Consider the following 23,198-nt stretch of genomic DNA (forward strand, 5'->3'; position numbering starts at 1 on the left):
CCCCGTCGCCCTGCCCGACGTCACTCGAGCGGCGCGCCGAGCGCTCCGGCGACTGCGGCCGCGACCTGGCCGTTCGCCACGAACTCGTAGGCCGCGGTGATCGTCGGCGACAGGAACGTGTCGGTCTCGGGCGCGGGAATGCTGGTGCGGAACAGCTCGTGCACCGCGGCGGTCGCGGGCGCGGGATCGCCACTCCCGGCGAGCGCCCGGAAGTCGAGCGCACGCGTCGACGCGAGCAGCTCGATGCTGAGCACGCGCGCGAGCCCGTCGATGGCACGACGCAGTTTGCGCCCGGCGGCCCACCCCATCGATACGTGATCCTCTTGCATGGCCGATGACGGAATCGAATCAACGGAGGCGGGTGCGGCGAGACGCTTCAACTCGGAGACGATGCCGGCCGCCGTGTACTGCGCGATCATGAGGCCCGAATCGAGCCCGGCGTCGGCCGCGAGGAAGGGGGGCAGGCCGTGATTGCGCGCGACATCGAGGAAACGGTCGGTGCGGCGCTCCGAGATGCTCGCGACGTCAGCGACGGCGATCGCGAGGAAGTCGAGCACGTAGGCGACCGGCGCACCGTGGAAGTTGCCGTTCGATTCGACGCGGCCGTCGGCCAGCACCACCGGGTTGTCGACCGCGGAGACGAGTTCGACGCCGGCAACGCGTGCGGCGTGGGCCGCGGTATCGCGCGCCGCTCCGTGCACCTGTGGGGCGCAGCGCAGCGAGTAGGCGTCTTGCACGCGGGTGAACTCGTCGTCGCGCGGACGCTGCACGAGATGGGAGCCTTCGAGAACCCGGCGCATATTGTGGGCGGCACTAGCCTGACCCGGGTGGGGGCGGAGAGCCTGCAGGTCGGCGGCGAACACCGCGTCGGTGCCGGTGAGCCCTTCGACGGAGGCAGCAGCAGCGATGTCAGCAACTGTGAGCAGCTGCGCGAGATCGGTGAGGGCCAGGCAGAGCATGCCGAGCATGCCGTCGGTGCCGTTGATCAGCGCGAGCCCCTCCTTCTCGGCGAGCACGAGCGGGGTGATCCCCGCTGCGGCGAGCGCATCGGCCGCGGCGACCGGAGTGCTGTTGGCGTTCGCGGAGGTGCGCACGTCGCCCTCGCCCATGAGCGTGAGGGCGCAGTGCGCGAGCGGGCTGAGGTCGCCGGAGCAGCCGAGTGACCCGTACTCGTGAACCACCGGCGTGATGCCGGCGTTCAGGATCGCCGCGTAGGTCTCGACGACGGCGACGCGCACGCCGGTGCGGCCGCTAGCCAACGTGTTCAGACGCAGCAGCATCAGCGCGCGCACGACCTCGCGCTCGACGTGGTCGCCAGTGCCCGCCGCGTGTGAGCGAATGAGGCTGCGCTGCAGCTGCTGCCGCTTCTCAACGGGGATCTGCACGTTCGCGAGCGCCCCGAACCCAGTCGAAACGCCGTAATGGGGGCGCGTGTCGTCGGCGAGCTTCTCGATCACTCGTCGGCTCTCTTCGACGCGGGTGATCGCCTCGGGAGCGATCTCGACCGGCGCGTCGTAACGGGCGACCGCGACGACGTCGGCGATGGTCAGTGGGTCGGCGCCGAGAACGACGGCGGGTGCAGCTTGATCGGTCATGGATCGATCTCAGCGCACTCGCGACCCGGCGGCCACTGAATCGAGTAGGTGCGTGTCCGGGATTCCGGACAAACGGGTCGAAGAAGTCAATCTGGGATCCCGGACGAGCGATTTTGCTCGACCGATGCGTGGTGCGTGCCGCGAACGGCACACTGGGGTCAGCATCCCCGCGACGGCGCCGCGACCCGCAACGACACCGGTCGAGCGCCCACACGAACCGATCGATCTTCCGAGGAGTCCCATGGTCGCCACCCTGTCGCACGATCCGCTCTGGCCCCGCACCGGTGCCTGGCCCGTCACCGCTGCCACGGATACCGGGCCGATCGACCTCGCGATCATTGGCGTACCGACATCGCGCACCTCACTGTCTCCTTCGAACGCGCACGAGACCCCCGCGGCGATCCGCGAGGCGATCCGGCGCTACTCCGGCCATGTCGTCGGCCCCGGAGCGCCGCACCAACGCGGCTCCGAATCGCAGCTCGTGCTCGACGAGGCACTCACCATCGTCGACGCCGGCGATTGCCCGGACCCGGACACCGAGGCCGGTGAGGAGTCGGCCGCCTCGATGATCGCAGCGCTCGCCGCGCGCGCCGCACTCGTCGTCGCGCTCGGTGGCGACAATGCACTCACCGTGCCGGCCGCGTTCGGCGTCGCCGGAACCTCGCTCGGCACCGCCGGTCTGATCACGTTCGACGCTCACCACGATCTGCGTGATGGGCGGAGCAATGGATCGCCCGTGCGCCGCCTCATCGAAGCGGGTCTCGACCCGCAGCGCATCGTGCAGATCGGCATCGCCGACTTCGCGAACTCACGGGCCTACCGCGAACGGGCGCAGCAGCTCGGCATCACGGTGATCCACCGCGATGAGCTCCACGAGCGACCGATGCGCGACGTCGTCGCCGAAGCCCTGGAGATCGCCGGCGCCGGTGGCGGCCCGATCCATGTCGACCTCGACGTCGATGTCTGCGACCGCTCGGTGGCCCCCGGCTGCCCGGCGTCGATTCCGGGAGGCCTTCAGGCCCACGAGCTGCGCACGGCGACCCGGCTACTCGCCGCTGACGAGCGCGTCCGCGGCATCGACATCGCCGAGGTCGATGCAACCGCAGACGCACCCGACGGCCGAACCGTGCGTCTCGCAGCACTGCTCGTGCTTGAGGCTGCCGCCGGCCTCGCCCATCGACTCGGGCACTGATCGGCTCAGACCCACCCGCAATTCAACGCCTGACGCGCACCACTCGCCGCACGCCAACTCCCTCAACGCGCGCCGGCGTCGCGGGACGCGCCGTCGCGCCCGATTTCTCCCCTCCGTTCAACGACGAAAGGATGATGCCATGACCGTTCCGGCACCCGCATCGACCACCACCGCCGATCCCTCGCCCGACGAGTCGAGTTCGCACTCGGGCCTGCAGCGCGGTCTGACGGCGCGCCACATCCGCTTCATGGCGCTCGGATCGGCTATTGGCACCGGGCTCTTCATGGGATCGTCTGGGGCGATCCAGACCGCTGGGCCTGCCGTGCTCTTGGCATACGTGATCGGCGGCGCGGCGGTCTTCATGGTGATGCGCGCGCTCGGCGAGATGGTCGTGCGCCACCCGGTCTCCGGTTCGTTCGGGCAATACGCTTCCCGATACATCCACCCGTACGCTGGCTTCCTGGTCGGGTGGACGTTCGCGTTCGAGATGTTTCTCGTCGCAGTCTTCGACGCCACCGCCATCGGCGTCTACATGCGGTTCTGGTTCCCCGAGGTCTCGCAGTGGGTGTGGGTGCTCGCGGTCGTCTGCTTCATCGCCGCGATCAACCTCATCGGCGTCAAAGTCTTTGGAGAGCTCGAATTCTGGTTCGCGCTCATCAAGATCGTCGCGATCATCGCTCTTATCGTCGCCGGCATCGGCATCATCCTGTTCGGATTCGGTGCCGCCGGCCACGACCAGATGGGGCCGCAGAATCTCGTCGATCACGGCGGGTTCCTGCCGCACGGCGTGTGGGGGTTGCTCGCCTCGTTCACGATCGTGATGTTCGCCTTCGGGGGCATCGAGATCATCGGTGTCACCGCCGGAGAGGCGCAGAATCCGAAGCAGGTGCTGCCCAAGGCGATCAACTCGGTACCCGTGCGCATCCTGCTCTTCTACGTGCTGACGCTCGGCGTGATCATGTGCATTCAGCCCTGGGTTGAACTCACCGGCGAGACCAGCCCCTTCGTCTCCATCTTCGAGTCCGTCGGCTTCCAGGCCGCGGCAGCGGTCTTCAACGTTGTGCTCATCACCGCCGCGCTCTCGGCGATGAACGCCGATATCTTCGGTGCCGGTCGCATGCTGCACGGGCTCGCCGAGCAGGGCCAGGCCCCGCGCTCGTTCACGCGGACCACGCGCACCGGCGTGCCGATCATGACCGTCATCACCATGGTGATCGGCCTGCTCGTCGGTGTCGTGCTCAACTATCTCTATCCCGATCAGGTGCTGTTCCTGCTCGGTGCGCTCGCGACCTTCGCGACGGTGCTGGTCTGGCTGGTGATCCTCGTCGCACACATCCGCATGAAGGCCGAGATCGCCCGCGACCGCAGGCTGCCGAGCGAGTTTCCCGTGCCGCTGTGGCCGGTCGCCTCATGGCTCACGGTCGGATTCATCCTGTTCGTGATCGTGATGGTCGGCATCGTGCCCGAGTCTCGGCCGGCCCTCTGGGTGGGGCTGATCTGGGTCGCCGCGCTGACCGCGTGCTACCTGCTCTTCGTGCGCGGTTCCGGCCGGCTACCGCACCAGCTCGTCGACCGAACCGAGCCCATCACCATCGCTTCGACGACCGAGCGCTGAGCCGTCAGAACAGGGTCGCCTCGATCGACGGCAGACTCCAGTCGATCGAGGCGGCGCCCTGCGCCTCAAGCGCCGCGTTGGCCCGGCTGAACGGACGCGAGCCGAAGAACCCACGCGACGCCGACAACGGCGACGGGTGCGCGCTTTCGATGCGCGGGATGTCGCCGAGCAGTGCGCCGACGGTTTGCGCGGGCTTGCCCCACAGCATCGCAACCAGCGGCCCTCCCCGCTCCGCGAGGGCGGTGATCGCGCGCGAAGTCACCGTCTCCCAGCCGCGCCGCTGATGCGACCCGGCGTCATGGGCGGCAACGGTCAGCACACGGTTCAGCAACAGCACCCCTCGGTCGGCCCAGGGAGTAAGGTCTCCGTGAGCCGCGGGCGCGATTCCGAGGTCATCGGCGAGCTCCCGGTAGATATTGCGCAGGCTCGGCGGCAGCGGCCGCACACCCGGGTCCGTCGCGAATGATAGCCCGATGGCGTGGCCGGGAGTCGGATAGGGATCCTGCCCCACGATGAGCACGCGCACCTCGTCCATCGGTCTCTCGAACGCCGCCAGCACCCGCTCAGGGGCCGGCAACACGTCGACGCCCGCCGCTCGCTCGCTCGCCACGAATGCTTCCACCGCGGCGAGTTCGTCGGCGACCGGCGCCAGCGCCACCGCCCAGTCATCGGCGATGCCGCGGCGCACCAGCGCCCCGGTCATTCGGCCTTCGGTGTCAGCGGCCCGCGATGCGTGTGGAAGACGCTCGACTGCGCCACGGGGCGCAGCACGATCAGATCTTGGTTGACATGCGGCGGCTGCTCGAACGCGCCGACGAGCACGCGCGCGACGTCTTCCGCTGTGAGCGGCGTGACGTCGGCGTAGGGTCGCTCCGCTGCGGCGGCATCGCCGCGCAGACGGTTGAGCGTGAACTCTTCCGTATGCACGAGGCCCGGGGCCAGTTCCATCACGCGAATGGGCTCCCCGCCGAGTTCGAGGCGCAGCACGTTCGTCACGGCGTGCGCCGCGTGCTTGGCGGCGTTGTATCCGCCGCCCCCCGGGTAGGCGTCGAGCCCGGCAGTCGACGTGAGGTTCAGGATCGAGGCCCACCCCGAGCGACGCGCGCCCTCGCGGAGCACCGGCAGCAGTGCCGCGGTCACTGTGCGGAGTCCGATCACGTTCACCTCGAACATGCGGCGCCAATCATCGTTCGACGCGTGCTCTACCGATTCGACCCCCAGCGCACCTCCGGCGTTGTTGACGAGCGCCGTGGCGCCGCCGGTCGCGGCGACCTCTGCGGCGAGCGCGGCGACCTGCGCCTCATCGGTGACGTCGCAGACGACGACGTGTGAGCCCGTCTCGGCGGCGAGTGCTTCGAGCTTCTCAGCGCGACGCGCGACCGCCACGGTCTCCCAGCCGAGTTCCGCGAATCGACGCACCGTCGCCGCGCCGATCCCTGAACTGGCCCCGGTGACCACCACTCGTCGCTGCATCACGTCCTCCTCGCTGCGTCGTCGCGCCCGCACCTGCGGGCCTGCTTCGAGCTTAGGGGGTACGTTACGCAGTGCGACCGAACCCGTTGCCGGGCACAGGGCGCTCTCGTACGCTCAGAGCACCGCACCACCGTGTCCACCGCTTCCGCTTCACACTCTTCGAAGGAGTCACCATGACCGACCCGAGCGCCTGGGGATTCGAAACCCGCCAGATCCATGCCGGCCAGCAGCCCGACGAGACCGGGGCGCGAGCCGTGCCCATTCACCAGACGACGTCATTCGTCTTCGACGACACCGCGCAGGCGGCGAACCGCTTCGCACTCGCCGAACTCGGCCCCATCTACACGCGCATCACGAACCCCACGGTCGCCGTCGCCGAGGAGCGCATCGCCGCGCTCGAGGGGGGCACCGCCGCCCTCCTGCTCGCGAGCGGCCAGGCCGCATCGACGTTCGCCGTGCTGAACATCGCCAATTCCGGCGACCACATCGTCTCGTCGAGCTCGATCTACGGCGGTACGTACAACCTCTTCAAATACTCGCTCGCGAAACTCGGCATCGAGGTCACCTTCGTCGAGGATCAGGATGATCCTGCAGCGTGGCAGCGCGCCGTGCGGCCCAACACCAAGCTCTTCTTCGCCGAATCGATCGCGAACCCCCGCTCGAACATCCTCGACATCCGCACGGTCGCCGATGTCGCGCATGAGAACAGCCTGCCGCTCATCATCGACAACACCGTGGCGAGCCCCTACCTCGTGCGCCCCTTCGAGCACGGTGCCGACATCGTGCTCCACTCGGCCACCAAGTTCCTGGGCGGGCACGGCACGACTCTGGGCGGCGTGATCGTCGACGGCGGCACCTTCCCCTGGTCGCAGCACGCCGACAAGTTCCCCGGCCTCACCGAGCCCGACCCGTCGTACAACGGTGTCAGTTACACCGGCGCCGTCGGCGACGCGATCGCCTACATCATCAAGGCTCGCGTGCAGCTGCTGCGCGATCTCGGCTCGTCCATCGCGCCCCACAGCGCGTGGCTGCTGCTGCAGGGCATCGAAACGCTGTCGCTGCGCGTCGAGCGCCACGTGCAGAATGCGCAGGAGGTCGCCGAGTGGCTCGACGAGCATGACGACGTCGCATCGGTCTACTACTCCGGCCTGCCGTCGAGCCCCTGGTACGCTGCCGCGAACCGGTACGCACCGAAGGGCGTCGGAGCCGTGCTCTCATTCGAGCTCAAGGGCGGAGTGGATGCAGGCCGCGCGGTCGTCGAAAATGTCGAACTCTTCAGCCACGTCGCGAACATCGGTGATGTACGCAGCCTGATCATCCACCCGGCATCGACCACGCACTCGCAGCTGACTCCCGAGCAGCAGCTCACCGCCGGCGTCACCCCCGGCCTCGTGCGCCTGTCGGTCGGCCTCGAGCACATCGACGACATCAAGGCCGACCTCGAACGCGGGTTCGCCGCGGCCCGCAAGGTCGTCGCCGAGTCGGCGGCGCGAGCCTAGCTCCGCGCGCTTCGGGCGTAACAAACGCAGCCTCGGGGCGCTGCCAGGGCAGAATGGTGAGTCATGGACTGGCAGACCCCCGAGGATTCGTTTCCGACCGACTTCATCACCGACGCGCAGTTGCGCGCGCTGATGGGTCGGCCGCCGATCTCGGGCGGCTGGCGCGACGGTGATCCGGTCGGCGATCGCCAGTTCCTCTCGATCGGCGAGTTCACCACTGAGACCGGTGGACACCTGCCCCACGTGCGCTTCGCCTACGAGACGTACGGCGAACTCAACGACCGTCGAGACAACGCGATCCTCGTCTTTCACGCGCTGACGGGCGACAGCCATCTCGTCGGCCCGGCGTCTGCGGGGCACTCGACCGACGGCTGGTGGGGCGAGATCGTCGGCCCCGGGCGACCGCTCGACACCGACCGCTACTGCATCATCGCCCCGAACGTGCTCGGCGGATGCCAGGGCACGACCGGTCCGGGATCGCTGGACCCGACCGGCCGCGAGTGGGGCGGCCGCTTTCCGTATTTGACCGTTCGCGATCAAGTCGCCGCGACCCGCCGCTTCGCCGACGCACTTGGAATCGATCGCTTCGCTGCTGTGATCGGCGGGTCGATGGGCGGCATGCACGCACTCGAGTGGGGCATCGCGCATCAAGATCGCGTCGAGCGTCTCGCGGTCATCGCCGCGCCGCCGGTCACCACAGCCGACCAGATCGGCCTGAACCTGGTGCAACTCGAGGCGATCCGCTCCGATCCCAGCTACCGGGGCGGCAATTACTACGACTCCCCCGATGGCGTGGGGCCGCACCACGGTTTGGCGACCGCACGCCGCCTTGCGCTGCTCAACTACCGCAGCAACACCGAGCTTGACGCGCGGTTCGGGCGCGCCTGGCAGTCCGCGGTGAGCCCGCTCGGAGCGGGCGGGCGTTTCGCCGTCGAGTCGTACCTCGATTTCCACGGAAATAAATTCACACGGAGATTCGATGCGGGCAGCTACGTGACGCTGGTACAGGCGATGAATTCGCACGATGTCGGCCGCGGACGCGGCGGGGTGCGCGCCGCACTCTCGACGCTCGATCTGCCGCTCCTCGTACTCGGCATCCCAAGCGATCGGCTCTTCACCCTCGACGGGCAAGACGAGATCGCGCAACACAGCCCGGGCAGTCTCGATGGTTCCCTCGCCACCCGCATCGATTCGCCGTTCGGGCATGATGCGTTCCTCATCGAATTCGAGCGCGTCGGAACGCAGTTGCGTCGCCTCCTCGCCGCCTGAACGGGCTCGCAGGGAGCACACGGGAGCCTCCCACCTACCGATCGTAGGCTCTCACCATACGAACCGGCGCACCGCCGGTCGGGCACCATTTGCGTGGAGCCCATGACGGCATCGAAGGTAAGAGGAGCGGCAGCTTGACGATCTTGCATGCGCGCACCTCCGCGCGCGCTCTGGGAGTGGTGGCCACGGTCACCGCGGCGATCCCGCTCTGCCTGACCGGGTGTGCACCCGCCGTCGATCTCAGTGCGCAGGCTGCAGAGTTGCAGGCCGCTCCAGACTCCGATCTGCTCACGATGCCGGTCAATCGCACGTACGACGTCACCGAGATCAATCTCATCGCTCCGATGGCGGCTTCAGCGCTCGGCTCGGCGCTCGAGAATCAGATCTCGTCAACGGGATACATGGTCATCAACGACGGCATGATCACGGCCGCAGAACTGACCGTGAAGTTCACGGACATGCCCGAGGCATCGTTCGTGCAGACGAAGCCCACTCGGCTCATCTCGCAGTCGGACGACGATATCGAAGCGATCAGCTCGGTCGGCACCCTCTCTGTCGGAAACGTCTCCCAGCCGAACACGTCGGTCGAGCTCACCCCGACAGAGCTCGGCGAAGACCAAGCGCAATTCGACGTGACTTTCGCGGTGCCCGACAATCTGCTGGCATCGACCGCTGGGCTGCCGTTCGACGAGGTCTCGGCGCACCTCGTGCTCGTTTCGCAGTAATCGCGCCCGATTTGCCCTCTCTTCACGCGCGAACGGTGGGCGGCCGGGCGATTACGCGAAACGCTGGCGACGCGTCGCGTCGTGGATCTCCCCGACGAGCTCCTCGATGACGTCTTCAAGAAACACGACGCCGAGCACGGCACCGGTGTCATCGTGGATGCGCGCGAGGTGAATGCCCCGACCCTGCAACCTGGCGAGCACGTCTTCCAACTCCGTCACGGCGCGGATCGATTCCATCTCGCGAATGCGCTTCCCCGGAATCGGCTGTGCGATGCGCTCGTCACCGAGGCGCACGAGATCCTTGATGTGCACGTAGCCGTCGAGCTCCCCGGCTTCGTTCGCGATCGGATACCGTGAGAAGCCGTGCCGCGCGACTGCAGCCTCAACATCTTCGGGGGTGGCGCCAGCCGGCAGCACGACGAGTCGCTCAGCGGGAACGAGCAGATCGTGCGCCCGCTTCGTCGTGAATTCGAACGCGGCCGAGAGCGCGCCGCTCCGGTCTTCGAGCACCCCCTCACGCGTCGAGTGGCTCACGATACTCGCCACTTCTTCCAGCGTGAACGTGCTGTTGGTCTCCGACTTCGGCTCGACACCGAAAAGCCGAAGCACCCCGTTGGCGACCGCGTTCAACGCGGCGATGACGTGCTTGAGGAGACGTGAAATCGCCACGAGCGGCGGTGCGAGCAAGAGCACCGCGCGATCCGGCATCGAGAAGGCGGCGTTCTTCGGCACCATCTCGCCGAAGACGACGTGCAGATACGACACTCCGAGCAGCGTCAGCACGAACGCGACGATCGACACCGCTTCGGCGGGAATTCCCGTCCAGTGCAGCGGCCCCTCGAGCAGATGATGGATCGCCGGCTCGGAGACGTTCAAGATGAGCAGCGAGCAGACCGTGATGCCGAGCTGGCTCGTCGCGAGCATCAGCGTTGCATGCTCCATCGCGTAGAGCGCAGTCTGGGCGCGCTTCGACCCCGCTTCGGCGCGCGGTTCGATCTGCGAGCGCCGCGCCGAGATGACGGCGAACTCCGCACCCACGAAGAAGGCGTTCGCGCCGAGCAGCACCACGAGCCACACGATTCCGACCCAGTCGCTCATGCGCGGTCCTCCGTTTCGGCGTCTGACACCGACGGAGCGCTGGTGAAGCGCAATCGCGCAATCCGACGCCCGTCCATGCGCATCACCCGCAGCGTGCCGCCGCCGGGCAGTTCGGCCTCGTCGCCGGGTTCTGGAATTCGGCCGAGTGCGTGCAGCACGAACCCGGCCGCAGTGTCATAGGCATCGTCTTCAGGAATCTCGATGCCGGTCTGCTCGCGCACCTCATCCGGGCGCAGATCGGCGGGGAAGCTCATCTGTTCGGCGGTGCCGACGACTCCCGCTGCCGCACGATCGTGCTCGTCGGCGACCTCGCCCACGATCTCTTCGACGAGATCTTCCAGCGTCGCGATACCCGCAGTTCCCCCGTACTCATCGACGACGATCGCGAGCTGGAAGCCGCTGCCGCGCAGCTCTTCGAGCAGCTGGTCGAGATGCATCGTGTCGGGTACGCGAACCGCATCTTCCATGAGTGCGGCCACGGGAACCTCATCGCGCTTCGCCCGTGGCACCGCGACGGCCTGCTTCACATGCACGACCCCGACGATGTCATCGCGATCCTCGTCGATGACCGGGAATCGCGAAAACCCGGAACGGCCCGACAACTCGAGCACCGCTTTCGCCGACTCGAGACGCTGCAGGCTCTCGACCTTCAGACGCGGCGTCATGACGTCGCCCGCGGTGAGTTCTGAGAAGCGCAGCGTTCGATCGAGCAGGGTCGCGGTATCGGCTTCGAGGAGCCCGGCTTCTGCCGAGTGCCGCACGAGTGACGACAGCTCTTGGGCGGAACGCGCACCCGAGAGCTCTTCCTGGGGTTCGATGCCCAGTGAACGCAGGATCCCGTTGGCACTGCCGTTCAGCACCAGCACGGCGGGCTTCAGCGTCGTCGTGAAGGCGGCCTGCGCGGGCATGACGAACCTCGCGGTGGGCAACGGACGCGAGATCGCGAAGTTCTTCGGCACGAGCTCGCCCACGATCATCGAGAAGACCGTGGCGATCGCCACCGCGATCGGCGCACTGATGGCGCGACGCAGCTCTTCGGGAACTCCCAGTGCGCCGAGCGGGCCCGCGAGGAAGTTACTCAGTGCTGGTTCGAGGGTGTAGCCCGCCAGCAGCGTCGTGAGCGTAATGCCGAGCTGCGCGCTCGACAGGTGCGTCGAGGTGCGCGAAAGGCCACGAATGACCCGATCGAGCCCGTGCTCGCCACCGGCGCGACGACGCTCGAGATCTTGACGGTCGAGCGCGACGAGCGAAAACTCCGCCGCGACGAAGATACCCGTGCCCAGAGTAAGGATCACTCCGATGAGCAGGAGAAGCCAGTCGTTCATCCTTGGCTCCACGAAAAGACGATGTGCCGCGCATCAGCGCGGCCGATACTCGGAGGGTCTGAGGGTCTTCGAGAATCAACGTCCATAGCCATCCGAGATTACCACCTGAACTCCCCGATCGTGCTGTGAGATTTTACTCGGCGTCGAACAGATGGGCGTAGGCTTGTCTCCGGTGCGGCTCAGGCGCCGTCACCTCACGACTACATCTATCTTGCATGCAGGGCACAACGAGAGGAAGTCGCTTTGGCGGAGCGCACGGAGACCACCAACCAGGCTGGTCCCGCAGGAGATTTCGGTGCAAACGCGTGGCTGGTCGACGAACTCTGGAAGCAGTTCCAGGTCGATAAGAACGCCGTCGATCGGTCGTGGTGGCCGGTCCTCGAGAAGTACGGGGCCGAGCAATCGGGCGCCCCCGCAACCCCGGTGGCGCCGGCGAGTGCCGCCCCCGCAACCGGGCCGAGCACGACCCCCATCACGACACCGACGCAGCCGGCTCGCACCACGAAGGCCGCCCCCCGTGTCGCGCCGATTCCCGCAGATGCGCCGAGTCGGGCGCGCACCGCCTCCGACTCCGAGCCGCTCGAAGAAGATGTCGTCACGGCGCTCAAGGGCATGGCTCGTACCCTGTCCAAGAACATGGATCAGAGCCTGACCGTGCCCACCGCGACCAGCGTGCGCACCATTCCGGCCAAGCTCCTGATCGACAACCGCATCGTCATCAACAACCACCTGCGCCGCAGCCGCGGCGGCAAGGTGTCGTTCACGCACCTCATCGGTTGGGCCCTCATCCAGACGCTCAAGGACTTCCCCAGCCAGAACGTCTCGTACGCCGAGGTCGACGGCAAGCCTTCCGTGGTCGCCCCGGCGCACATCGGTCTGGGCATCGCCATCGACGTCCCGAAGCCCGATGGCACCCGCTCGCTGCTCGTTCCCGCCGTCAAGCGCGCGGAATCGCTCGATTTCAACGAGTTCCTGGCCGCCTACGAAGACCTGGTCAAGCGCGCACGCGCCAACAAGCTCGGCGCCGGCGATTTCCAGGGCACGACGATCTCGCTCACCAACCCCGGTGGCATCGGCACCGTGCACTCGGTGCCCCGCCTCATGCAGGGTCAGGGCAGCATCATCGGCGCGGGGGCACTCGAGTATCCCGCGGAGTTCCAGGGCGCCTCGCAAGAAACGCTCAACCGCCTCGGTATCTCGAAGACCATCACCCTCACGAGCACCTACGACCATCGCGTCATCCAGGGTGCCGGCTCGGGCGAGTTCTTGAAGCTCGTGCACGAGCGTCTCATCGGCAAGCACGACTTCTACGAAGACATTTTTGCCGCGCTGCGCATCCCGTACAAGCCGGTGCAGTGGGCCTCCGACATCCACGTCGACGTGTTCGGCGCGGTCGACAAGACCGCCCGCGTGCAAGAGCTGATCAACTCGTTCCGCGTGCGCGGCCACCTGATGGCCGATGTCGATCCGCTCGAGTACGTGCAGCGCACGCACCCCGACCTCGAAATCGAATCGCACGGGCTCACGTTCTGGGACCTCGATCGCGAGTTCCCGACCGGTGGCATCGGCGGCAAGCGCTCCATGCCGCTGCGCGACATCCTCGGCGTGCTGCGCGACTCGTACTGCCGCAAGATCGGCATCGAGTACATGCACATCCAGGATCCGGCTCAGCGCCTGTGGCTGCGCGAGCAGCTCGAGGTGCCGTACGCCAAGCCGAGTCACGATGAGCAAATGCGCATCCTCGAGAAGCTCAACGAGGCCGAGGCCTTCGAGACCTTCCTCCAGACGAAGTACGTCGGCCAGAAGCGCTTCAGCCTCGAGGGTGGCGAGACCGTCATCCCGCTGCTCGACGCCATGCTCAGCGACGCCGCCGAAGACGGGGTCGACAGCGTCGACGTGGGCATGGCGCACCGCGGCCGCCTGAACGTGCTGTCGAATATCGCCGGCAAGACCTACGGGCAGATCTTCCGCGAGTTCGAGGGTGCGCAGGCCCACAAGTCCGGCTCGGGCGACGTGAAGTACCACCTCGGCACCTCCGGGGTCTTCACTGCTCCGAACGGCACGCAGGTGCCGATCCACCTCGCCGCGAACCCGTCGCACCTCGAGACCGTCGACGGCGTGCTCGAGGGCATCGTCCGCGCCAAGCAAGACCTGAAGCCGATCGGCTCGTTCACCACGCTCCCGATCATCATTCACGGCGACGCGGCAATGGCCGGCCAGGGCGTGGTCTACGAGACCATGCAGATGTCGCAGCTGCGGGGCTACCGCACGGGCGGCACGATCCACATCATCATCAACAACCAGGTCGGCTTCACCACGCTGCCCCTGGACTCGCGCTCGACCACGTACTCGTCCGACATCGGCAAGGTCGTGCAGGCGCCGATCTTCCACGTGAACGGCGACGACCCCGAGTCGGTCGTGCGCGTCGCGAAGCTCGCCTACGAGTTCCGTCAGCGCTTCCACATCGACGTCATCGTCGATCTGGTGTGCTACCGCCGTCGCGGGCACAACGAGGGCGACGACCCGTCGATGACGCAGCCGCTGATGACCGACCTCATCGAGGCGAAGCGTTCGACTCGACGCCTGTACACCAGCGCGCTCGTCGGTCGCGGCGACATCACCGAGGAAGAGTACGACAAGGCGAAGCAAGACTTCCAGGATCGCCTGGAGCGCGCGTTCCAGGAAACGCACGCAGCGCAGACCGGTTCGATCCCCGTGATCGACACCAGCGGCATCGGCGAGGTGGCAGAGTCCGGCGGTCGCGCCGAGCAAAACTTCGAAACCGCGGTCGATCGCACCGTCATCGAGCGCATCGGCGACGCCCACGCAAACCAGCCCGATGGCTTCACCGTGCACCAGAAGCTGCAGCAGCTGCTCAACAAGCGGCACGACATGAGCCGCCAGGGCGGAATCGACTGGGGCTTCGGCGAACTGCTCGCGCTCGGCTCGCTGCTGATGGAAGGCACCGCGGTGCGCTTCGCCGGTCAAGATGCGCGTCGCGGCACCTTCGCGCAGCGTCACGCCGTGTTCCACGATCGCGCGAACGGGCAGGAGTGGATCCCGCTGCTCAACCTCTCGGAAGAGCAGGCCCGGTTCTGGATCTACGATTCACTGCTGTCGGAGTACGCGGCTCTCGCGTATGAGTACGGCTACTCGCTGCAGCGCGAGGATGCCCTCGTGCTCTGGGAGGCGCAGTTCGGTGACTTCGCCAACACGGCTCAGGCCGTCATCGACGAGTACATCGGCGCCGCCGAGCAGAAGTGGGGCCAGCAGTCGTCCGTCGTCATGCTGCTCCCCCACGGCTACGAGGGGCAGGGGCCCGACCACTCGTCGGCGCGCATCGAACGATACCTGCAGCTCTGCGCGGAAGACAACATGATCGTCGCGCGTCCGTCGACGCCCGCGAACTACTTCCACCTGCTGCGTCGCCAGGCCTACGCCCGGCCTCGCAAGCCGCTGATCGTGTTCACGCCCAAGTCGATGCTGCGCCTCCGCGGCGCGACGTCATCGGTCGAAGAGTTCACCGAGGGCGCGTTCCAACCCGTCATCGATGATCCGAACATCACCGATGCGTCGAGCGTCGAGCGCGTGCTGCTCGTCGCCGGCAAGGTCTACTACGACCTGCGCGGCGCCCTTGAGAAGAACCCCGACCCACGTGTGGCCCTCGTGCGCGTCGAGCAGTTCTATCCGATTCCCGCCGTGCAGCTGGGTCGCGTACTCGCACAGTACCCGGGCGCCGAGATGGTGTGGGTGCAAGACGAGCCCGAGAACCAGGGCGCCTGGCCGTTCATCTCCCTTGAGCTCTCGAAGAAGCTCGCGAACGATCGCATCCGCGTGGTTTCGCGCGCCGCGTCGGCCGCACCGTCGACCGGATCGGCGAAGGTGCACGCCGTTGAACAGGAAGCGCTCATCTCGCGCGCCCTCAGCTTCGACGCAGAATAAGCAACGCACCGCCGCCCAGCCGGGCCGTGACGCATCTCATCGGTGCGACGCGGCCCGGCTGGTCTGTTCCTGGGGGCGGAGCTCAGCCTCGCAGCTCGATCGCAATCTGGGCGGCATCAAGCTGGGTGAGCTGATCCGCCAAGAGCTCGGCATCGTAGGTGCCGTTATCTCGAGCATCGAGCAACGCGGTGCGCTGAGCTTCCAGCACGGCGAGGCGATATCGCTTCTCGATCTCGAACTGTTCGGGCCGCGGAGTCTCCGGGCGCTCGGGCTCGGGTACCGCGTCACCACTCGCCCGCAGCAATCTCATCACTTCGGTACGCTCATCACGCAAATTCGCGTCCGAGTCCTCGGAAGTCGCAGCCGGTGCGATCCGCCGCAGCAATGGGCCGATCGTTCCGCCCTGCAGTAGCAGTGACGCAAGTGCAACGACAAAAGCGATGAACACGAGCAGTGATCGCTGAGGCGTCTCTGCAGGCAGCGTTTGGGCGGCTGCCACGGTGACGGCTCCGCGCATTCCGGCCCACACCACGGCGACTCCATCGCGCCAGCCGAGCGGGGCACTCATGAAGTAGTCCAGGTCTGCAATCCCTCGGGTCACCCGTTTGACGAACCGGTCCCACTGCCGTTCAGACATCGGGCGGCCGCGCGATGCGAAGTCGGCGCGTTGCGCGTCGCGACCCTCGGGAGTCGCGATCTGCTCATCGATCTCCTGCAGTCGATTGTGGAACCGCTCACTGCCGCGCCTGCGGCGCGAGAGCACGCCGAGCAGGGAAGCGACATAGCCCGCGCGCACCGCGATCGTGACGATCAGAGCTCCGAGCGCAATGAGCAGCGCAGCCCCAACCCCTGCGTGATCCTTTTCCACACTCGACACGATGGAGCTGAGCTGCAGCCCCATGGTGAGGAACACCGCGCCCTCCAGCACGAGTTCGACGGTGCGCCAGTTCTGTCCGTCGGATAGCCGATGCTGTGGCGAGATCATCCGCGGCGCGCGAATTCCGGTAATCAGACCCGCCACGACCGCCGCGACGAGGCCCGAGCCGCCGAGCAGTTCGGCAGGCACCGACGCGGCAAACGGTACCGTGAACGAGATCGCCGTGTTCACGGTCGAATCGGTGACGCGGCGGCGCACCCAGAGGTTCGCCCATCCGACCACCCCTCCGAGCACCGCGGCGATGGCGACCGAGCTTGCAAATGTGCCCACGGCACCCCAGACCGAGAATGATGCGGCCGTCGCCACGATCGCCGTGCGCAGCAGCACGAGCGCCGTGGCGTCGTTCAGCAGGCTTTCGCCCTCGAGCATCGCAATGACCCGCTTCGATACCGCGGTGCGTTTCACGATCGAGGTCGCCACCGCATCCGTCGGGCTGATGATCGCTCCGAGCGCGACGCCCCAGGCGAACCCGATTCCGGGGATCACGAACATGAAGAGCACGCCGAGCACGAGCGAGGTGCCCACGACGAGCAGCACGGACAACCCGCTGATCGCCCCGAACTCGCGGCGGAAATTCATGGTCGGCAGTGACACCGCGGCCGAATAGAGCAGGGGTGGCAACACACCGGCGAGGATCCATTCGGGATCGATCTCGACGTCGCGAAGCGCCGGCGCGAAGCTCGCGGCGACCCCGAAGGCCACGAGAATGATGGGAGCCGCGATGCCGAGCCGGGGTGAGAGCATTGCCGCAGCGGCGATGAGTATCAGCCCGGCGATGAGGATGAGCAGCCATTCGGTCATGCTCACATCGTCGCAGATCACTGGCGAGTTCGAGCATCTCTCGGCTGCTCTGCACGTCGGCATGGGAAGATGAGGGGTCGATACTCCGCGCGCAGCGCCGCATCCGGCGCGCCGCCCTGGACTCCGAGGAGCCCGCATGGCCATCACCCCACCCGAGCGCGAGCTCGACTCGTCCCTCACCCCGCTGACGCGCCCGCTCAGCCTGCGCGAGACCGTACTCGAACAGCTGCGCACGGCGATCATCACCGGAAAGATCGCGGAAGGCGAGGTCGTTTCGGCACCGGCGCTCGGCGTCACGCTCGGGGTCTCCGCGACTCCCGTGCGCGAGGCGATGATGGATCTCGCGCGCGAGGGCCTGGTCGAAACCCTCAAGAACAAGGGCTTCCGGGTGACCACGATGAGTGAGCACGATCTCGATGACCTGGCGCAGATCAGACTGCTCTTGGAACCGCCCGCGATGCACTTCGTCGTCGGGCACGTTCCGGAGGCCGCAGTGGTCGGCATGCGCCGCCTCGCTGATGCATGTCTGCGCGCGGCCGAGCGCGGCGAGCTCGAGTCGTATTTGCGTCACGATCGCGAGTTCCACGCACTGGTGCTGACCTTGACCGGCAACGATCAGTTGGTCGATCTCGCGACCTCGCTGCGCCGCCGAACGCGGCTCTATGGCATCGGTTCGCTGGCCCGCCAGGGGCGCCTCGTCGATTCCGCACGCGAGCATCACGAACTCATCGATCTGCTCGTCGCGGGTGACGCGGTGGCGGCCGAAGCGTTGCAGTGCAAACACATCTCGCGCTCGCGCACGGTGTGGGCGACCGGGGTCACCGACGACGAATGAAGCGCCACTCGCCTTATTGGTCACGCACCCAGTAGACTGAATCGACGCCGTTTGAACTCGGAGACAAGGGAGCACTGATGACTGCATGGCGCATGCCGATCGAAGGACACGAGCAGGAACGCCTGTGGCTGGCCTGGCCGACGAGCGGATACACGCTGGGCGACACCGAGGCAGAAGCCGAGGAAGCGCGCACGACCTGGGCGGCCGTCGCCAACGCCGCGAGCGAGCACGAGCACGTGACGGTCGTCGTCAATCCCGGTGATGAAGCCATCGCCGCTCACTACCTGTCGGGTCAGATCGACCGTATCGTGGCTCCCCTCAACGATGCGTGGATGCGCGATATCGGCCCGAGCTTCGTCATCGGCGACGATGGCCGGCTGGGTGCCGTGAACTTCGTGTTCAACGGCTGGGGCGACCAGGAGTGGGCCCAGTGGAACCACGACCAGCACATCGGCCGGATCGTCGCCGAGGCCTCGGGCGCCGAGCTCGTGAACTCGGAGATGACCAATGAGGGCGGCGGCATCCAGGTCGACGGCACGGGGCGCGTCGTCATCACGAAAACCGTGCAGCTCGATCCGGGTCGCAACCCGGGCTGGACGCAGGAGCAGGTCGAGGCTGAACTTGAGCGCACGATCGGCGCGACGAGCGCACTGTGGTTGCCGCGCGGCCTGAGTCGCGACCACGACACCTTCGGCACCCGCGGTCACTCCGATATTCTCGCCGCGTTCACCAGCCCGGATCTGCTCCTCATGCACCGCCAAGACGCGGCTTCGCACCCCGACCACATCATCGCGCGCACGAATCGCGAGGTCGCCGACCGCTATCGCGAAGACACTTCCGCAGGCTTCGAGATCATCGACCTCCCGGCACCGGAGGCCCTGCGCGACGACGAGGGATATGTCGACTACAGCTACATCAACCACGTCGTGATCAACGGCGCGGTGCTCGCCTGCGCGTTCGACGACCCCGCCGACGATCGCGCGCTCGCGATCCTCCGCGAGGCATACCCGGGCCGCGAGGTCATCGGCCTCGACGCCCGTCCGCTCTTCGCGCGCGGCGGCGGCATCCACTGCATCACGCAGCAGCAGCCGAAGGTCAAGTAAGCGGCGTCGATTCGCCACTGATGAGCCCGGCCTCGAGGCGCAGCGCATCGCGCACCGCCTCGAGCGCCGGGTATCCGTAAGCCGCGGACCGTGCCGCCGTGAACACGGTGCGCTGCGGCTCCCCCGCCAGATCGATGCGACGCATTCGCAGCACTGCACCGCTGTGCACCAGCCCCGGCAGCAGCGCTACGGCGTTGCCCGTCTCGACGAGGCGCACGTGCGCCTGGAGATCCGCTGTCTCGTAGCGTATGTCGGGCTCGAACCCGGCACTGCGGCAGGTTTGTAGCGCCCAGTGACGAGACGCTGCCCCCTCAGGTTCCATGACCCACGGCAGCGCGGCGGCATCGGCCAGGCTGTGCACTCGCGCGAATTCCGGATCACCGACTCCGATTTCAGGCGCCGCAAAACTGATGCGATCGGCGATCAGGGGCTGTCGGTCGAGACCGGCGAAGTGCGGGGCGGCGTGACCCGGGTACTGTTCGGCGACGACCAGGTCGAACCCGCGCGCCCAGGTTTCTTCGAGACCGGCTGCCGGCTCGTGCTGCACCATTTCGACACGCAGTGCCGGGTGTGTACGGTGCAGTCGCTCGAGCACCTGCGGCATGAGCGCCAGCATCGCAGTCTGAAAGACCGCCAGGCGAACGGTGCCCGCCACCTCGGCATGGGCGCGATGCAGCGCGGCCTCGGCGCGCTCCAGCCCCGCGAGCAGCTCATGCGTTTCAGCCACAAGCGCATGAGCGGCGGGGGTCAGTTCGAGTGTGCGACCCACCCGACGCAGCAGCGGCACTCCGGCTTCGCGCTCGAGCAGCGCCAGCTGCTGCGAGATGGCCGAGGGGCTGTAACTCAGCGCCTCCGCGACCGCGGCAACGGTGCCGCGCACCTCGAGCTCCCAGAGCAGCCTGAGTCGCTTCATTTCGAGCACGATCCCCGCCTTCCGCGCACCACCCTGCAGGTGCGCTTCACACTATTGCACGATTCACATGGCTTCGCTTCACTGATGAGCGGCCGACCTCGCGATTCGAGTCTCGCGCCACGGGCAGTACCGTAGTCGGGTGAGCTTTCAACCGACGCCCGCGACGGGGGCGATTCCGATCCCGCAGCAGCCCCGAGCGCTCGCCGACCGCCCGGGTCAGCGCGCGTTCGGTGTCGGGCTCGTGCTCGCCGGCGGTGCCTCGGGCCAGCTCGGCGGCGCGCTCGGGGCGCTCGCGTTCCCGGTGATCGGGCCGGTCGGCGTCGTGGCGATCCGCCAACTCGTCGCGCTCGCCGTGCTGCTGCCCGCAGGCCGGCCGAGGCTCCTGCGATACGGGCGGGCGGAGTGGCTGCCGATTCTCGGCTTGGCTCTCGCGTTCTCGGTCATGAATCTCGCCCTGTACAGCGCGGTCGAGCGCATCGGGCTCGGCCTCGCGGTCACGCTGGAGTTTCTCGGGCCGCTGACCATCGCACTCCTTGGCACGCGACGCCTCATCGATCTCGGGTGCGCGCTCGTCGCGGCTGGAGGAGTACTCGCCTTGACGCACCCCGGGCCGTCGACCGATGCGCTCGGGATCGCCTTCGGTCTGATCGCCGGGTGCGCGTGGGCGATGTACATCTTGCTCAACCGACGCATCGGCCGCGTGCTGCCCGGGCTCGAGGGCAGCGGCGCGGCGAGTCTCGTCGCTTGCCTGTTTTGGGCCCCGGTCGCGGTGATCTGGTTCACGTCGCACGCCCCGACGCTCCCCGTGATCCTGCTCGCCGTGGCCTGCGGGGTGCTGAGTTCCGCGGTGCCGTACATCGTCGATCTGCTCGCGCTGCGCCGGGTTCCCGCTTCACTGTTCGGCGTGCTCACCAGTTGCAATCCGGTGTGCGCTGCACTCTTCGGCTGGATGATTCTGGGGCAACAGCTTGCCCTCATGGAGTGGGCAGGCGTTGCCCTCATCGTGATGAGCAGCGCTGTCGCCTCTGCCCGAGGCGTGCGGGGCGTTCGTGCTCCTGCCATGGCGCACCACTCGGGCCGGCGGTGACCGAGCCACCGTTCGCACCAGGCGCACGGAGTGCACGGCGCCCACGTTGCGCACTGTGCAGAGCGCACAGCGTCGCGCAGAGTTGCGGCTGCGAGAATAGCCGCAGGATCCCCCGGCATTGCCGCCCCGACCTCCGAAGGATGGATGCATGACCACCGCAGCGCTCTCCCCCGAACTCGAAGCCGTCATCACCCGAGCCACCGCAGCAGCCCCCCAGCTCGCCGCCACCACCGCACAACACCGCGCACACGCACTCGTCACCATCGCCGACGCACTCGAAGCCGCAACACCCGAACTCGTGAACATCGCACTCCGCGAAACCGGACTCACCGAGGCCCGCCTCACCGGAGAAATCACCCGCACCGCCGTCCAACTCCGCCTCTTCGCCGACACCATCGTCGACGGCGGCTACCTCGACGCCCGCATCGACCACGCCGACCCCGACTTCGCCCTCGGCGCACGCCCCGACATCCGCCGCACCCACCTCCCCCTCGGCCCCGTCATCAACTTCTCCGCCTCCAACTTCCCCTTCGCGTTCTCCGTCATGGGCGGCGACTCCGCCGCCATCCTCGCCGCCGGCTGCCCCCTCATCGTCAAAGCCCACTCGAGCCACGCCGAACTCTCCGACGCGACCGCAGAGGTCGCCACTCGCGCGCTCACCGAGGCGGGGATGCCCGAGGGCGCGTTCCAACTCATCCACGGCCGTGAAGCCGGAGTCGAGGTCCTCAAGGATCCGCGCGTCAAGGCCGGATCATTCACCGGCTCTATCCGCGTCGGCCGACTCCTCGCCGACATCGCGGCGAACCGCCCCGCTCCCATCCCCTTCTTCGGTGAGCTCGGCAGCGTGAACCCGGTCTTCATCACCGCCGACGCCATCGCCGAGCGCGCCGATGACATCGCCACGGGGTACCTCACCAGCGTCGCCGGTTCCGCGGGCCAGCTCTGCACCAAGCCCGGCTTCGCCTTCGTGCCCGCCGGCAGCGCACTCGCCGACGCGATCCTCGCCAATGCCACCGACGTGCCCGAGCACCGTCTGCTCGACCCGCGCATCGCGCAGAGCTACGACGATCGACGCACCGCCGTGCTCGGCACCGCGGGCGCGCGCCCCATCATCGCCGGCGGCATCCGCTTCGACGATGCCGGTCAGGGCTGGGTGACGCCGACCATCGTCTCGATCGCACTCGACGACTTCCGCGCCGGCCGCGAGGCGCTCCTCGAGGAGTCGTTCGGCCCGCTCTCCATCCTCGTCGAGGTGCCCGAGGGCACCGACCTCGCCGCCCTCATGCCCGAGTTCTACGAGGGCAATCTCTCGGGCACGGTGCACCTGAGCGCCGCCGAGGCCACCGGCGAGACCGAGAACGCCGACGCGTTGCGCGCACTCGTCGCCGCACTCGCGAACCAGGTCGGCCGCGTGCTCTTCAACGGGTGGTCGACCGGCGTCGCCGTCACGCCAGCCCAGCAGCACGGCGGCCCCTGGCCCGCGACCACCAACGACGCCTCGACCTCAGTGGGCACCGCGGCGATCACGCGCTTCCTGCGCCCGGTCGCCTTCCAGAACGCCCCCGCCGCGCTCCTCCCCGAAGCCCTCCGCGACGACAACCCGCTCGGCGTACCGCAGCAAATCGCCCCCGCAGGCGAATCCCGCACCTGGGGAGCCCGCTGGCGGTAGCCCGGTCCGTCGGCCTCTGCCGGATCGGGGTAACTTCGGACCGGTGTGCCGTCGCTTTTCAGTGTCCGCACTGGTCCGAAGTTACCCCGATCCGCAATGGGGCAGTGCGGAGCGGCAGAG

Annotated in this window: 17 protein-coding genes; 10 read left to right on the forward strand and 7 right to left on the reverse strand. The window is 67.6% G+C overall.

The features are described from left to right. Positions 1-20: 20 nt before the first annotated feature. Positions 21-1,595 carry a histidine ammonia-lyase gene (gene hutH, locus ACZF5Y_RS11115; RefSeq protein ID WP_497532708.1) on the reverse strand — a complete coding sequence of 525 codons (1,575 nt, stop codon included), beginning with the start codon at positions 1,593-1,595 and terminating at the stop codon, positions 21-23. Positions 1,596-1,836: 241 nt separating this feature from the next. Between hutH and ACZF5Y_RS11120 the strand changes: the two genes are divergently transcribed. Both ACZF5Y_RS11120 and ACZF5Y_RS11125 read left to right on the forward strand, forming a co-directional pair. Continuing rightward, a complete protein-coding gene (locus ACZF5Y_RS11120) occupies positions 1,837-2,787 on the forward strand; it encodes an arginase family protein (protein ID WP_497532709.1) in 951 nt (316 codons plus the stop codon). A gap of 139 nt (positions 2,788-2,926) precedes the next feature. Continuing rightward, the gene (locus tag ACZF5Y_RS11125) at positions 2,927-4,402 is read left to right on the forward strand and encodes an amino acid permease (RefSeq protein WP_497532710.1); all 1,476 of its coding nucleotides are present in this window, start codon (positions 2,927-2,929) and stop codon (positions 4,400-4,402) included. Between the two features lie 4 nt (positions 4,403-4,406). Here ACZF5Y_RS11125 and ACZF5Y_RS11130 read toward each other — a convergent pair whose 3' ends face one another. Next, positions 4,407-5,105, reverse strand: a complete 699-nt coding sequence (locus ACZF5Y_RS11130) for a uracil-DNA glycosylase (protein WP_497532711.1) — start codon at positions 5,103-5,105, stop codon at positions 4,407-4,409. Beyond that, positions 5,102-5,875 carry an SDR family oxidoreductase gene (locus tag ACZF5Y_RS11135; RefSeq protein ID WP_497532712.1) on the reverse strand — a complete coding sequence of 258 codons (774 nt, stop codon included), beginning with the start codon at positions 5,873-5,875 and terminating at the stop codon, positions 5,102-5,104. The genes ACZF5Y_RS11130 and ACZF5Y_RS11135 overlap by 4 nt, the downstream gene beginning before the upstream one ends. 173 nt (positions 5,876-6,048) lie before the next feature. Between ACZF5Y_RS11135 and ACZF5Y_RS11140 the strand changes: the two genes are divergently transcribed. From ACZF5Y_RS11140 to ACZF5Y_RS11150, 3 genes are all read left to right on the forward strand, one after another. Beyond that, positions 6,049-7,374 carry a bifunctional o-acetylhomoserine/o-acetylserine sulfhydrylase gene (locus ACZF5Y_RS11140; protein WP_497532713.1) on the forward strand — a complete coding sequence of 442 codons (1,326 nt, stop codon included), beginning with the start codon at positions 6,049-6,051 and terminating at the stop codon, positions 7,372-7,374. Between the two features lie 63 nt (positions 7,375-7,437). Next, complete coding sequence (gene metX, locus ACZF5Y_RS11145) at positions 7,438-8,643, forward strand: homoserine O-acetyltransferase MetX (protein WP_497532714.1); 1,206 nt, start codon at positions 7,438-7,440, stop codon at positions 8,641-8,643. Between the two features lie 134 nt (positions 8,644-8,777). Next, the gene (locus tag ACZF5Y_RS11150; RefSeq protein ID WP_497532715.1) at positions 8,778-9,368 is read left to right on the forward strand and encodes a hypothetical protein; all 591 of its coding nucleotides are present in this window, start codon (positions 8,778-8,780) and stop codon (positions 9,366-9,368) included. Positions 9,369-9,419: 51 nt separating this feature from the next. Here ACZF5Y_RS11150 and ACZF5Y_RS11155 read toward each other — a convergent pair whose 3' ends face one another. Next, positions 9,420-10,466 carry a hemolysin family protein gene (locus ACZF5Y_RS11155; RefSeq protein ID WP_497532716.1) on the reverse strand — a complete coding sequence of 349 codons (1,047 nt, stop codon included), beginning with the start codon at positions 10,464-10,466 and terminating at the stop codon, positions 9,420-9,422. Then, positions 10,463-11,791: a hemolysin family protein gene (locus ACZF5Y_RS11160; RefSeq protein WP_497532717.1), complete on the reverse strand. Its 1,329-nt coding sequence runs from the start codon at positions 11,789-11,791 to the stop codon at positions 10,463-10,465. Before ACZF5Y_RS11160 ends, ACZF5Y_RS11155 begins: the two co-directional genes overlap by 4 nt. Before the next feature lie 243 nt (positions 11,792-12,034). Here ACZF5Y_RS11160 and ACZF5Y_RS11165 point away from each other — a divergent pair, with 243 nt between their 5' ends. After that, positions 12,035-15,733 carry a multifunctional oxoglutarate decarboxylase/oxoglutarate dehydrogenase thiamine pyrophosphate-binding subunit/dihydrolipoyllysine-residue succinyltransferase subunit gene (locus ACZF5Y_RS11165; protein WP_497532718.1) on the forward strand — a complete coding sequence of 1,233 codons (3,699 nt, stop codon included), beginning with the start codon at positions 12,035-12,037 and terminating at the stop codon, positions 15,731-15,733. A gap of 82 nt (positions 15,734-15,815) precedes the next feature. Here ACZF5Y_RS11165 and ACZF5Y_RS11170 read toward each other — a convergent pair whose 3' ends face one another. Beyond that, the gene (locus ACZF5Y_RS11170; RefSeq protein WP_497532719.1) at positions 15,816-17,471 is read right to left on the reverse strand and encodes a cation:proton antiporter; all 1,656 of its coding nucleotides are present in this window, start codon (positions 17,469-17,471) and stop codon (positions 15,816-15,818) included. Positions 17,472-17,607: 136 nt separating this feature from the next. Between ACZF5Y_RS11170 and ACZF5Y_RS11175 the strand changes: the two genes are divergently transcribed. Both ACZF5Y_RS11175 and ACZF5Y_RS11180 read left to right on the forward strand, forming a co-directional pair. Next, entirely contained in the window at positions 17,608-18,306 is a 699-nt protein-coding gene (locus tag ACZF5Y_RS11175) for a GntR family transcriptional regulator (protein WP_497532720.1), read from the forward strand. Between the two features lie 77 nt (positions 18,307-18,383). Then, on the forward strand, positions 18,384-19,409 hold the full coding sequence (locus ACZF5Y_RS11180) for an agmatine deiminase family protein (RefSeq protein WP_497532721.1): 1,026 nt from the start codon (positions 18,384-18,386) through the stop codon (positions 19,407-19,409). On the opposite strand, the gene ACZF5Y_RS11185 is transcribed toward ACZF5Y_RS11180, so the two are convergent. Next, a complete protein-coding gene (locus ACZF5Y_RS11185) occupies positions 19,402-20,331 on the reverse strand; it encodes a LysR family transcriptional regulator (RefSeq protein WP_497532722.1) in 930 nt (309 codons plus the stop codon). The two genes, ACZF5Y_RS11180 and ACZF5Y_RS11185, sit on opposite strands and share 8 nt — an antisense overlap. A gap of 130 nt (positions 20,332-20,461) precedes the next feature. Between ACZF5Y_RS11185 and ACZF5Y_RS11190 the strand changes: the two genes are divergently transcribed. Then, positions 20,462-21,409, forward strand: a complete 948-nt coding sequence (locus tag ACZF5Y_RS11190; RefSeq protein ID WP_497532723.1) for an EamA family transporter — start codon at positions 20,462-20,464, stop codon at positions 21,407-21,409. Positions 21,410-21,557: 148 nt separating this feature from the next. After that, on the forward strand, positions 21,558-23,078 hold the full coding sequence (locus ACZF5Y_RS11195) for an aldehyde dehydrogenase (NADP(+)) (protein ID WP_497532724.1): 1,521 nt from the start codon (positions 21,558-21,560) through the stop codon (positions 23,076-23,078). Positions 23,079-23,198: the final 120 nt, after the last annotated feature.

This window comes from Leucobacter sp. WKLB1, assembly GCF_059696215.1.

What these genes read in the sequence shown, in the direction of transcription:
- hutH (WP_497532708.1), bottom strand. Translation starts at nt 1,595, where the DNA reads ATGACCGATCAAGCTGCACCCGCCGTCGTTCTCGGCGCCGACCCACTG.
- ACZF5Y_RS11120 (WP_497532709.1), top strand. Translation starts at nt 1,837, where the DNA reads ATGGTCGCCACCCTGTCGCACGATCCGCTCTGGCCCCGCACCGGTGCC.
- ACZF5Y_RS11125 (WP_497532710.1), top strand. Translation starts at nt 2,927, where the DNA reads ATGACCGTTCCGGCACCCGCATCGACCACCACCGCCGATCCCTCGCCC.
- ACZF5Y_RS11130 (WP_497532711.1), bottom strand. Translation starts at nt 5,105, where the DNA reads ATGACCGGGGCGCTGGTGCGCCGCGGCATCGCCGATGACTGGGCGGTG.
- ACZF5Y_RS11135 (WP_497532712.1), bottom strand. Translation starts at nt 5,875, where the DNA reads ATGCAGCGACGAGTGGTGGTCACCGGGGCCAGTTCAGGGATCGGCGCG.
- ACZF5Y_RS11140 (WP_497532713.1), top strand. Translation starts at nt 6,049, where the DNA reads ATGACCGACCCGAGCGCCTGGGGATTCGAAACCCGCCAGATCCATGCC.
- metX (WP_497532714.1), top strand. Translation starts at nt 7,438, where the DNA reads ATGGACTGGCAGACCCCCGAGGATTCGTTTCCGACCGACTTCATCACC.
- ACZF5Y_RS11155 (WP_497532716.1), bottom strand. Translation starts at nt 10,466, where the DNA reads ATGAGCGACTGGGTCGGAATCGTGTGGCTCGTGGTGCTGCTCGGCGCG.
- ACZF5Y_RS11160 (WP_497532717.1), bottom strand. Translation starts at nt 11,791, where the DNA reads ATGAACGACTGGCTTCTCCTGCTCATCGGAGTGATCCTTACTCTGGGC.
- ACZF5Y_RS11170 (WP_497532719.1), bottom strand. Translation starts at nt 17,471, where the DNA reads ATGACCGAATGGCTGCTCATCCTCATCGCCGGGCTGATACTCATCGCC.
- ACZF5Y_RS11175 (WP_497532720.1), top strand. Translation starts at nt 17,608, where the DNA reads ATGGCCATCACCCCACCCGAGCGCGAGCTCGACTCGTCCCTCACCCCG.
- ACZF5Y_RS11180 (WP_497532721.1), top strand. Translation starts at nt 18,384, where the DNA reads ATGACTGCATGGCGCATGCCGATCGAAGGACACGAGCAGGAACGCCTG.
- ACZF5Y_RS11195 (WP_497532724.1), top strand. Translation starts at nt 21,558, where the DNA reads ATGACCACCGCAGCGCTCTCCCCCGAACTCGAAGCCGTCATCACCCGA.